This window comes from Streptomyces sp. NPDC007095, from assembly GCF_040634475.1.
In the GTDB taxonomy this organism is placed as follows: Bacteria; Actinomycetota; Actinomycetes; order Streptomycetales; family Streptomycetaceae; genus Streptomyces.
Genome location: NZ_JBEYFS010000301.1, coordinates 1 through 11627 on the forward strand (window position 1 = coordinate 1; position 11627 = coordinate 11627).

Here is an 11627-nt window from a genome sequence, read left to right on the forward strand (position 1 = left end):
AAGTACGTCCAGTACGAGGACTTCCGGCCGGCACGCCGGGAGCACGCACCGGACGCCGCTCCTTGACGGGCAAACGTTGCCTGCCGCGGCACTAGCTTGCTAGTCGCCTACTGGTCCGGCCTGTTGGAGTCCGCTGGTACCAGGACGTTTAGGTGCGGCTTCCTTCGACTCTCGGAGTGTCGAGATCCGAGCGCAGATTGGCCGCCGTGATGAGTCTGCGGGTAGATGTCCCCGCCGTCGAGACTGCGGGTGGAATTCGGTCCCGCGGGTCAGATCTCGCGGGTCGCCAGCGCTAGGGGGCGTCGCCGGGTCGGCCAGCGTCCGTGTGATCCCGACTGCACGATGCCGGCCACGGGACAGCCACCCTCTTTGCGGCGGCCGGAGTCGCGCCCCGCGTCGTGATGGAGATCCTCGGGCACTCGCAGATCAGCATCACCATGGACGTCTACACGCACGTCGTGCAGGACACGCAGCGCGAGGCCATGAGTCACATGGATCGGCTGCTCAGAAGGCGTCCCGGTCGTCAGTGACCGTGCTCGCTGATGTCAGCTGTGGATGTCAAAGGCCCCGGACCATGATCGGTCCGGGGCCTTTGCCCTTGTGCCCCCGGCAGGATTCGAACCTGCGACACCCGCTTTAGGAGAGCGGTGCTCTATCCCCTGAGCTACGAAGGCGGGGGGATCTCGGTGAGACCCGGCGACTAGCGTAGCGGATTCGGTGGGGTGGGGGTTCTGGCGTTCGGTCAGTGGGTGATTCGGGTTTCCAGGCCGTCCAGGACGCGGTCGAGGCCGTACCGGAAATTCTCGTCGCGGGCGGTGCGGGGATCCTTGCCGCGTTGTTCGGCGTAGCCCTCGCGGAGGTGGGGGTAGGACTCGGCGGCCTGTTCGGCGGTGGGCCAGAGGCTCTCCACGTACTGCTGTTCGGTGTGGCCGCTGCGGGCGAGGACGTTGAGGTAGGCGGCCTCGCTGGTGGCCATGCCGGTGACGTAGGCGACGAGGGTCGAGGCGGCCTGGTCGGCCTCGGTCGTGGGCAGGCCCGCGCGGGTGAAGAGGGCGAGCAGGAACTCGGCCAGGCGCATCGCGTTCGGGCCGAGGTACGACATGCCCATCTCGCCGAGCACCGAGGCGATCCACGGGTGGCGCAGCATCGTCGCGCGCAGGCTCTGGGCGCAGAGGGTCGCGTCCGTACGCCAGGTCGAGGGGTCGGTGGACCGGGGGATTTCGATTTCGCCGTAGATCTCGTCGATGGCCAGCTCGATGAGCTCGTCCTTGTTGGCCACGTGCCGGTAGAGCGAGGTGGCTCCGGCGCCGAGGCGGGTGCCGAGCTTGCGCATGCTCAGGGCGTCGATGCCGTCGGAGTCGAGCAGGCGTAGCGCCTCGGCGACGATCTGGTCCCGGCTCAGCGCCGGCTGTTCGCGGCCGGCCCGGGGGCGGGTCCACACCGACTGGACGGGCGGCGGCGGCTCCGCTTCGGCCTGCTTCTGGGGGGACATTCGGCTTCCTCTCTTCCGGTCCGGCCACCGTAGCGCACAGCATGCGCAGGGTGCGTACGGGCGGCGATGTTTGCGTACGGCGTTCTCTCTTGCGTACAGTGTGCGCATCGCCGTACGGTGTTCCACGGAGCGCACGGTGTGTGCGACTCGGCCCGCCGTTCGAGAGGTAGTGAGATGGACCGTCATCCGCGCCGCTGGCTCATCCTGATCGTGTTGTGCCTCAGCACCCTGGTGCTGGTCGTCGACAACATGGTTCTCACCGTGGCGATCCCGACGATCGCCGAGGACCTCAAGGCCAGTGCCCAGGACCTTCAGTGGATCCTCGACTCGTACATGCTGGTCTTCGCCGGGCTGCTGCTGACCGCGGGCAGCCTCTCCGACAAGTTCGGGCGGCGGAAGGTGATGGTCATCGGGCTCGCGCTCTTCGGGGCGGCCTCGGTGGTGGCCATGGAGGCCGCCACGCCCGGGGCGCTGATCCTGGGGCGGGTGCTGATGGGTGTCGGGGGCGCGCTGATCATGCCCAGCACGCTGTCGATCCTGATCACCGTCTTCGACGACGCCGAGCGGCCCAAGGCCATCGCCGCCTGGAGCGCCGTCGCCATGGTCGGGCTCGTCGGTGGTCCGGTCGTCGGCGGCGCGCTGCTGGCCCACTTCTGGTGGGGGGTCGTCTTCCTCCTCAACATTCCCATCGCCGGTCTCGCGATCATCGCCGCGCTGGTCCTCATGCCCGAGTCCAAGGGGCCCTGGCGCAAGGCCGACCCGATCGGCATGGTGCTGTCGATGGTCGGCATGACCGCGCTCATCTGGACGATCATCGAGTTCCCCAAGGGCGGGCTGGACCAGCAGGGCACGCAGTTCTCGCTCGGCGTCGCGGTGCTCGGGCTGGTCGGGTTCGGGGTGTGGGAGAGCCGCTGCTCCTCGCCGATGATCCCGGTCTCGCTCTACCGCAACCGTGTCTTCACCGGCGCCAGCTTCTCCCTCGTACTGCTGACCCTGGCCCAGGGCGGCCTGATGCTGGTGCTGACCCAGTACCTGCAGTTCGTCCTCGGCTACTCCGCCACCCAGACCGGTCTCGCCTTCACCCCGCTGGCCCTCGCGACCCTCGCCTTCAACAGCGTCGGCGCCGCCCTGCTGCCGAAGACCGGCAACCGCGCCATGGCGGTCTTCGGACTCCTCGTCATCGCCTCCGGGTTCGGGCTGCTGTCCACGCTGAACCCGGAGAGTGGGTGGGGAGTGCTCGCCGGTGCCATGTGCCTCATGGGCGCCGGTGGCGGGCTGACGATGCCCGCGGCGATGGCGGCCATGATGGGCGCGATCCCGGACGAGCACGCCGGTGTGGGCTCCGCGCTCAACGACACCGTCCAGCAGGCCGGCGCCGCGCTCGGTGTCGCCGTCCTCGGCGCGGTCCTCTCCAGCACCTTCACCGGCCACATGCCCGCCGCCGCCCCGGCCGCCGCCCGCCACTCGATCGGCGACGCCCTCGTCGTCGCCGCCCGCACCGGCGACAAGTCCCTCCTCGCCTCCGCCTACGACGCCTTCACCAGCGCGATGTCGGCGAGCTTCCTGGCGGGCGGGGCGGGAGTCCTGGTCGCGGCCGTCCTCGCCGTCTTCCTGATGCGGGACGGCAGGCCCACCGGAGCCCCGGACGAGGGTGCGTGCGAGGCCGCGTCGGACGAGGGTGCGTGCGAGGCCGCGTCGGACGAGGGTGCGTGCGAGGCCGCGTCGGACGAGGGTGCGTGCGAGGCCGCGTCGGACGAGGGTGGGTCCGAGGCCGCGTCGGACGAGGGTGCGTGCGAGGCTGCGTCGGACGAGGGTGGGTCCGAGGCCGCGTCGGACGAGGGTGGGTCCGAGGCCGCGGAGACCGGGCTCGCGGGGGTCACCCACTGACGCCCAGGGTCACTCCCCCTGCACATGCTCCCGCCCGTGTCCGGACCACCTCCCCGTGGCCCGGACACGGGCGTTCACGTGCTCAAACGGTCGTCACAGAAGGGGTACGCGCCCATGCGTCACGTCCGCGGTACCCGGCGAAACCGTCCCGCCACCCACAGGTCCTCCTCGATCCGCCCCACCGTGTCCCGCAACTCCGGCAGCACCTCGGCGACGCACTCCTCGGGCGTACGGCGGCTGCTGTGCATCGCGACATTGACGGCGGCCACGACCCGCCCACCGCGCTCGCGCACCGGCACCGCGACCGAGCGCAGCCCCACCTCCAACTCCTCGTCGACCAGGGCGTATCCCTCTTCCCGTACGCGGTCCAGGACGGCCTTCAGCCGAGCGGGGTCCGTGATCGTGCGGGGGGTCAACGGGAGCAGTTCGGTGAGCGGCGGCTCGGGCAGGTCCGCCAGCATCACCCGGCCCAGCGCGGTGGGGTACGCGGGCAGGCGGGTGCCGATGGTGATGTGGACGCTCATGACGCGGCTGGTGGAGACGCGGCCGGTGTACTGGATCTCGTCGCCGGTCAGGATCGCCAGCGACACCGAGTCGTGCAGCCGCTGCGAGAGTTCGGTGAGGTGCGGGGCGGCGATCTCGGCGAGCGAGGTCCGCGACAGGGGAGGGAAGCCGAGGCCCAGCACGCGGGGGGTGAGGCGGAAGACGCGGTCGTGCGCGGTGACGTATCCGAGGTGTTCCAGGGTGATCAGGGCGCGGCGGGCGGTCGCCCGGGCGAGCCCGGTGGCCTGGGCGACCTCGGTGAGGTTCAGTTCGGCGCGGCCCTCGCCGAAGGCGGTGATGACGGTGAGGCCCCGGGCCAGCGACTCGATGAACTCCCGGCCCAGTTCCTGCTTGGAGGCGCCGGTCCAGACGGCGAGGCCGGAGGGGGCGGCGGTGGGGCGGGGTGCGTCGGATTCGGCGTGCTGTGCCTCGCGCAGTTCCCGTTCCATCGCGGCGACGGCCTCCCGCAGCCGGGGCAGCACGGTGTCGCGCAGATCGGCCGCGGTGTGCCGGCTGGTGTGGCTGACCACGCTCACCACACAGGCGATACGGCCCGCCTCCCGTACGGGCAGGGAGAGGGCGACCAGGCCCGGTTCGATCAACTGGTCGTCCAGCGCCCAGCCGGCCTCCCGCGCCTCGGCCGTACGCTCCTCGAAGTCGTCGCCGAGGGTGGGGAGCCGACGTGCGCTTCGGCCGGCGTCCGGCTCCTCCGGCCCGCCCGCAGTGCGGCCCTTGCCGACTGTGAGGTCCTTGCCGACCCTGAGTTCCCTCCCGCCCGCAAGGTCCTTCCCGTCCACAAGGTCTCTGCCGTTTTTGCCGTTCGTGCGGTTCGCGCCGCTCCTGTCCTTCTCGCCGTTCCGGTCGTCCTCGCCGTACTCGATCGGCCGGCTTCGTGCCGGGACTGCCGGGAATCCCCGGTCCTCCGGGTCGGCCGCGCGCCGCTCGTGCCACCGCGCCCACTCCCGTTCGCCCCACTCGGTGGCGAACAGCGGGCCGGGGGCGGTGCGTTCGGCGGGCAGCAGGTCGCCGATGCGGAAGCTCAGCGACATGGCGCGGCGCCGGGTCGCCTGGTGGATGAAGCGGATGCCGTCCTGGTCGCCGACCGCGAGCGAGACGGACTCGTCGAGCTCGTCGGCGAGGGCGTCGGCGTGCGCGTCGAGGAGGCGGGGCAGGCGCAGGGCGGCCAGGTAGGCGTTACCGAGTTCCATCAGACGGGGGGCCAGGACGGCGTCGCGGCCGTCCAGGCGTACGTACCCCCGGCGCGCCAGGGTCGCGGTGATCCGGTCGACGGTGGAGCGCGCGAGTCCGGTGGACCGCTCCAGACCGCTGAGGCTGGACACCCCGCCGGCGTCGGTCAGCCGCCGCAGTACGGCGATACCGCGGATGAGAGGGGTGACGGCCTCGGCGGGTACCGCGGCCTCGGCGCCCGCGGCGCTGCTGGTGCCGGTCCCGGGGGCCGGTGCGACGTTCGATGGCATGGGCTCTCCGTTGTGGATCTCTGAAGAGACGCAGTCGCGGATCTCCGAAGAGACTCAGAACAGACACCGTAGTCCTTGCACGGGCAGGTCAGCAGGTCGGAGGCCGGGAGCGGCGGGGGAGAGACCGGTCAGTGGCGTGTGACGGACACCCGGTAGTCACCGTTGGGATCCGTCGCCGTGACCGAGATCGTGATGCCGGTCTTGGGGTCCTTGAAGGACTCGCCGGGGGCGAAGGGGGCGTCGGAGAGTTCCGCGTGGACGTTGGGGCTGCGGGTGCAGCCGCCGCTGTGGCGCTTGGAGTCGTAGACGGTGATGGGGCCGTTTCCGGTGTCCACGCCCGCGTCGACCTTGTAGATGAGGATGCCGGGGCGGCAGACGGCGGCGTCGTTGCCGTCGTGGGTACGCAGTTCGAAGGCGTAGCCGGTCTTGGTACTGGTGGGTACGAAGACCAGCTTCTCGCCGCCGGGCCGGGACAGCGGGGTGAGGGTGTACTCCTTCGTCCCGGGCGACGCGGCGCATCTGACCTGCGACTCGTCGAGCCAGCCCAGCTTCCACTTGTGCCAGCCGAGGAGGTCGTTGTCGGCTCCCCAGTCCTCGCTCATGATGTCCCAGTGGCCGACCGCGCCTCCGCCCTCCGGGGTGTAGAGGTCGGGCAGGCCGAAGGTGTGGCCGTTCTCGTGGGGGAGTACCCGGTAGCCGGTCTCGGCGTAGGAGCCGGAGCCGTCGTCCTGGCGGCTGTAGACGAAGGACGCGTTGGAGACGGGGACGCCGTCGGCGATGGGTGCCTCGGCGTTGCCGGCGAAGGTGACGGACAGGACGGTGTCCAGGGCGGAGGGCCCGGCGTTCGGCGTCACCAGCACGTTCAGGAGGTCGTACGAGCGGAAGTCCACCTCGGGGTCGGCCGTGGCCACTATGTCCTGGACCAGATCGCGGTAGCCGGGGTCGAAGGGGGCGCCGCGTTCTATGCCGTACGCCTTGAAGGGCTTCGGCATGCGCAGCCAGTGGTGGATGGGGGTCTCGGGGCGGTAGTCGAGGCGGCCGTAGGAACTGATGCGAAACCAGTTCTGGGTCTGCGGGAAGAACTCGGCGAGCCGGTCGAGTGCGCTGCCCGGGCCGGGCGCGTCGGAGAAGTCGACCATCAGGGTGAGGGCTCGGACGGTGCCGGTGGAGCGGGCGTACCCGGGTTGGGTCGGTATGCCCTCTCCCATCTGTACGCCCATCGCGCCGCTGATCATGCAGGGACCGAGCGCCGTGGAGCGGGCCAGCGCGATGGAGCCCGCCGTCGTGGAGCCCGCCGGGAGGTGACCGGGGCCGGCGGAGGTGCTGACCGTCAGCGTCAGAAGGGTCACTGTGGCGAGGGCGGCCACGCGGCGCGAGCGTATCCGGCGGCTGGTGGGCTGCATCGGCTGCATGCATGGGCCCTTCGCTCACGGCAGCCGCCTGGTCACCGGCTGCACCCTGTGCGATCACCCTGTGACGGGGGGCGCGGGGGCGCGCGCTGGAAGCGCCCGAACGTGGGTTTCTTGCCGGGACAGGGGTGACGGGAGCCGCGCCAGAGGTTTGACCAGGGGCCGGGGCGGACGCTCAGGCGCGGATGCCGAGCCGCTGATGCCGAGCTGTGGGCCGCGCCGGATGCTCGGCCGCGCCGCGCAGGATCCTGCGCCGGGAGCCTGGCCAGATGGCTCGGCCTGGAGTTACGGCGGACGTCGAACCGCCCGCCGCGCCAGGCTCCGGGCCGCGCTGGATGCCGGGCTCCGGGCCGCCCGCCGTGCTGGATGCCGGGCTCCGGGCCGCGCACCACGCCTGACGGCTGACGCCTGACGCCTGACGGCTGACGCCTGACGGCTGACGCCTGACGCCTGACGCCTGACGGCTGACGCCTGACGGCTGACGCCTGACGCCTGACGCCTGACTCCTGGCCGCCCGCCACGCCTGACGCCCGGCAGCGCACCACCCCCGATATCGAGTGACGCAGGTCACATCAGATCTCTGGGAATGCGGGAAATAACCGGGGACGGTTTCCCCGTTTAGCCATGTGTCCGAGCGAAACGGGGACGGATTCCCCGGATCGCGCCACAGTCTTCCTGTACCTACGTCTGAGGAGTACGCCGTGGAGACCGCCACCCCCGTGAAGCGTCGCGTGCCCCGGCCCCGCGCCGATGCCCTGCGCAACCGGGAGCGGATCGTCGCCGCCGCGCGTGAGATGTTCGTCGAGTTCGGCCCCGACGTGCCGTTCGACGAGATCGCCCGCCGCGCCGGTGTCGGCAACGCCACGGTGTACCGCAACTTCCCGGACCGCGACGCGCTCGCGCGGGAGGTCGTCTGCTCGGTCATGGACCGCACGTCGGAGTGGATCGAGTCGGCTCTCGCCGAGGGCGGCGACGCCTTCCGGGCGCTGAGCGAATTCGTGCACTTCGCGGCGGACGAGCGGATCGGCGCCCTGTGCCCCATGCTCTCCGAAGCCTTCGATCAGCACCATCCGGATCTGTTCGCCGCACGCGAGCGGACCACGGAGATGATCGAGGCGCTGATGGGGCGCGCCCGTGAGGCCGGGCAGTTGCGTTCCGACGTCGAGTCCGGCGACGTGATGATCGCCGTCAGTCAGCTCACCCGGCCGCTGCCCGGCACCGCGTGCCAGGGCATCGACCGCTTCGTGCACCGTCATCTGCAGCTGTTCCTGGACGGTCTGCGGGCACCGGCCCGCTCCGTACTGCCCGGAGTGGCGGCCACCGTGGAGGATCTGCGAACAGCCTGACCAGCAGCCAGACCAGCCCGACCGATGAGATCGGCGCACCGCGCCAGTCCTTAGTCCGACAAGCTTCCGGAAGCTTGCGGCCGTCGACGACGACGAGCCGCCGGCTCCCGTGACCTTCCCTCACCTTTTTCACTGCGAAGTACCGGAGTGGGTATCCCCATGTCTGAAACAGGCACCTCAGCCTCGGCGAAGTCGGCGGCCGAACTCGCCGACGCACACAGCAACCGCTGGAAAGCGCTCGCGTTCATCGCGCTCGCCCAGCTGATGGTCGTCCTCGACGCGACCATCGTGAACATCGCGCTGCCCTCCGCCCAGCAGGACCTGGGGATATCGGACGGCAACCGTCAGTGGGTCATCACGGCCTACGCCCTCGCCTTCGGCGGTCTGCTGCTCTTCGGCGGCCGTATCGCCGACCTGTGGGGCCGCAAGCGCACCTTCGTCACCGGTCTGATCGGCTTCGCGGGCGCCTCCGCCATCGGCGGCGCCGCGCAGAGCGAGGCGATGCTGCTCGGCGCCCGCGCCCTGCAGGGCGCCTTCGGTGCCCTCCTGGCCCCCGCCGCGCTCTCGCTGCTCGCGGTGATGTTCACCGACGCCAAGGAGCGCGCCAAGGCGTTCGGCATCTACGGTGCGATCGCCGGTGGCGGTGGCGCCGTCGGCCTGATCCTCGGCGGTTTCCTCACCGAGTACCTGAACTGGCGCTGGACGTTCTTCGTGAACATCCCGTTCGCGATCATCGCCGCCCTGGGTGCGTACTTCGTCATCCGTGAGCCGGCCGGCGGCCGCAACCGCTCGCCGCTCGACATCCCCGGTGTCGTCCTCTCCACCCTGGGCCTGGTCTCCCTGGTCTACGGCTTCACCCGTGCCGAGTCCGACGGCTGGAGCGACTCCACCACCATCGGCCTGTTCGTCGCCTCGGCGGTGCTGCTCGCGGCCTTCGTCTTCACGGAGTCCAAGGTCAAGGCCCCGCTGCTGCCTCTGCGCGTCATCACCGAGCGCAACCGCGGCGGTGTCTACCTCTCGCTCGGCCTCGCGATCATCGCGATGTTCGGTCTGTTCCTCTTCCTGACCTACTACCTGCAGATCGTGAAGGGCTACTCGCCGGTCAAGACCGGCTTCGCCTTCCTGCCGATGATCGCGGGCATGATCACGGGCTCCACCCAGATCGGCGCCCGTCTGATGACCCGCGTCCCGCCGCGGCTGCTGATGGCACCGGGCTTCGCCCTGGCCGCCGTGGGCATGCTGCTGCTGACCCAGATGGAGATCAACTCCTCCTACGCGGGTCTGCTGCTCCCGGCCCAGCTGCTGCTCGGCCTCGGTATGGGTTCGGCGTTCATGCCCGCCATGTCCCTGGCCACGTACGGTGTCCAGCCGAAGGACGCCGGTGTCGCCTCCGCGATGGTCAACACCTCGCAGCAGGTGGGCGGCGCGATCGGTACGGCCCTGCTGAACACGATCGCCGCCTCGGCGACCACCTCGTACATCAAGGACCACATCGCCGGTGCCGCCTCCAAGCCGCAGCAGCAGCTCGTCCAGCTGCAGGGCATGGTGAACGGCTACACCAACGCCATCTGGTTCGCCGTCGGCATCCTGGTGGTCGCGGCCACGATCGCCGCGACCCTCGTCAACACCGGCCGCCCGGACATGTCCGGGGCCTCCGGCGCGGGCGACGGTGCCGAGGACGAGGTCAAGGTGCCGGTGATCGCCCACTGATCACCCGTACCGCCCGTACCGCCGCTGGTACCTCCGATGCTTCAGGTGCTTCGCGTACGGGCGCGGGGTGGGGACGCCTCGCCCGTACGATTCCCAGGGTCCGCCCCGGTTCCGAGTTCATCGGAGCCGGGGCGGACCCGCGTCCACCCCCTGCCGACCGCCAACCGCCGACCCGTCAATCCGTCAACGCAGCCAGGGCAGGTCCGCGCCCGCGTCCTTCGGCTGCAGCCCCTCGGCGATGATCCGCATGGCCTCGCCGAGGGCTTTGTGCTGTTCGGGCGTGATCCGGTCGAAGAAGGCCTGCCGTACGGCCTCGACATGGCCCGGCGCGGCCTTGCTCAGCACCTCGTAACCGGCGTCGGTGAGGACGGCGAACTGGCCCCGCTTGTCGGAGGGGCAGTCCTCGCGGCGCACCCACCCGTTCTTCTCCAGGCGGGCGATCGCGTGCGAGAGGCGCGAGCGGGTGATCTTCGCGTTCATGGCCAGCTCGGTCATCCGCAGCCTTCTGCGCGGCGCCTCGACGAGCTGGACGAGCAGACCGTAGTAGACGTGCGGCATGCCCGCGTCCCGCTGCAGCTGACGGTCGAGATGGTCCTCGAGGAGGGTGGCGGCGTTCATGTACGCACGCCAGGTGCGCTGTTCCTCGTCGGTGAGCCAGCGCGGCTCTTCAGCGGAAGCGGATGCCGTGTTCATGGACTCCACTGTACGAGCCCCTTCTTGAATGTTAAACAAATCGGGAGTATCGTTCTGCTTGGAAGCTTGAGACTTCAAATAACTTTCAATCGGTCTTACGATGCCCCCCCGGAGGGAGTAGCCGCCATGTCTGTCGCCACGTCTGCCGTCACCGAGGGGCGTGCGCCGCAGGAGCGCATGCCCGCCCTCTACCTCAGTCATGGCGCGCCGCCGCTCGCCGACGACCCGATCTGGCCCGGCGAGCTGGCCGCCTGGTCCGCCGAACTGCCCCGCCCCAAGGCGATCCTGATGGTCTCCGCCCACTGGGAGGAGGCCCCGCTGGCCCTCGGCGCGGTCCGGACCGTACCGCTCGTCTACGACTTCTGGGGTTTCCCCGAGCACTACTACCAGGTCCGGTACGCGGCTCCCGGCGCCCCCCGACTCGCCGAGTCCGTACGGAAGCTGCTGCGCGCCCCCGGCGTTCCCGTCCAGGACATCCCGGACCGCGGCCTCGACCACGGCGCCTACGTTCCTCTCGTCGAGATGTTCCCCGACGCCGACATCCCTGTCCTGCAGATCTCCATGCCGACCCTCGATCCGGTGAAGCTGATGGAGATCGGACGCAAGCTGGCGCCGCTGCGCGACGAGGGCGTCCTGATCGTGGGCTCCGGCTTCTTCACCCACAATCTGGCCGCGCTGCGCCAGGGCGGCATTCCCTCCTGGTCGGTCGAGTTCGACGACTGGGGCCACCGCGCCCTGGACGCCCGTGACTGGGACGCCCTGCTCGACTTCGGCCACAAGTCCCCGGCCGGCCTGCTGGCCCACCCCCGTACCGAGCACTTCGCTCCGCTCTTCGTGACGATGGGCGCGGCGGACGCCACGGGCGAACTGGACGAGCAGCGGTCGGTGATCGACGGGTTCTGGCTGGGGCTGGCCAAGCGGTCGGTGCAGTTCGGCTGATCCGGAGGTCCTTCGGGCTGATCCGGAGGTCCTTCCGCTAGGTCCTGTCGTCAAATTCCCGTCGTCCGCCCGGAGGGCGGGCCCTGCGGCGTCAGGTGCGTGCTCTCGGCGTGCCGGGCACAGGCCCTCG

General features: G+C 70.4%; 8 protein-coding genes, 1 tRNA gene and 1 pseudogene. 5 read left to right on the forward strand and 5 right to left on the reverse strand.

What is annotated here, in order from left to right; genetic code table 11:
• Window positions 1-301: 301 nt before the first annotated feature.
• Window positions 302-530 (forward strand): annotated as a pseudogene (locus tag ABZ656_RS51945) (tyrosine-type recombinase/integrase); the annotation flags it as partial.
• A 71-nt stretch (window positions 531-601) separates the two neighbouring features.
• Here the strand turns inward: ABZ656_RS51945 and ABZ656_RS51950 are convergent.
• Both ABZ656_RS51950 and ABZ656_RS51955 read right to left on the reverse strand, forming a co-directional pair.
• Window positions 602-674 (reverse strand) — tRNA-Arg (locus ABZ656_RS51950).
• 68 nt (window positions 675-742) lie between these two features.
• Complete coding sequence (locus tag ABZ656_RS51955) at window positions 743-1492, reverse strand: TetR/AcrR family transcriptional regulator C-terminal domain-containing protein (protein ID WP_101404525.1); 750 nt, start codon at window positions 1490-1492, stop codon at window positions 743-745.
• 174 nt (window positions 1493-1666) lie between these two features.
• Between ABZ656_RS51955 and ABZ656_RS51960 the strand changes: the two genes are divergently transcribed.
• Window positions 1667-3379, forward strand: a complete 1713-nt coding sequence (locus ABZ656_RS51960) for an MFS transporter (RefSeq protein ID WP_360278935.1) — start codon at window positions 1667-1669, stop codon at window positions 3377-3379.
• Between the two features lie 119 nt (window positions 3380-3498).
• Here the strand turns inward: ABZ656_RS51960 and ABZ656_RS51965 are convergent, their stop codons facing one another.
• Entirely contained in the window at window positions 3499-5400 is a 1902-nt protein-coding gene (locus tag ABZ656_RS51965) for an IclR family transcriptional regulator C-terminal domain-containing protein (RefSeq protein WP_360278938.1), read from the reverse strand.
• A gap of 128 nt (window positions 5401-5528) precedes the next feature.
• Complete coding sequence (locus ABZ656_RS51970; RefSeq protein WP_101404528.1) at window positions 5529-6812, reverse strand: M6 family metalloprotease domain-containing protein; 1284 nt, start codon at window positions 6810-6812, stop codon at window positions 5529-5531.
• Between the two features lie 698 nt (window positions 6813-7510).
• Here ABZ656_RS51970 and ABZ656_RS51975 point away from each other — a divergent pair.
• Window positions 7511-8155 carry a TetR/AcrR family transcriptional regulator gene (locus ABZ656_RS51975; protein WP_101404529.1) on the forward strand — a complete coding sequence of 215 codons (645 nt, stop codon included), beginning with the start codon at window positions 7511-7513 and terminating at the stop codon, window positions 8153-8155.
• 159 nt (window positions 8156-8314) lie between these two features.
• On the forward strand, window positions 8315-9865 hold the full coding sequence (locus ABZ656_RS51980) for an MFS transporter (RefSeq protein WP_180362458.1): 1551 nt from the start codon (window positions 8315-8317) through the stop codon (window positions 9863-9865).
• Window positions 9866-10048: 183 nt separating this feature from the next.
• On the opposite strand, the gene ABZ656_RS51985 is transcribed toward ABZ656_RS51980, so the two are convergent.
• A complete protein-coding gene (locus ABZ656_RS51985; RefSeq protein WP_101408031.1) occupies window positions 10049-10558 on the reverse strand; it encodes a MarR family transcriptional regulator in 510 nt (169 codons plus the stop codon).
• 126 nt (window positions 10559-10684) lie between these two features.
• On the opposite strand from ABZ656_RS51985, the gene ABZ656_RS51990 reads away from it, so the two are divergent.
• Window positions 10685-11497, forward strand: a complete 813-nt coding sequence (locus ABZ656_RS51990) for a class III extradiol ring-cleavage dioxygenase (RefSeq protein ID WP_180362459.1) — start codon at window positions 10685-10687, stop codon at window positions 11495-11497.
• The last annotated feature ends 130 nt before the right edge of the window (window positions 11498-11627 follow it).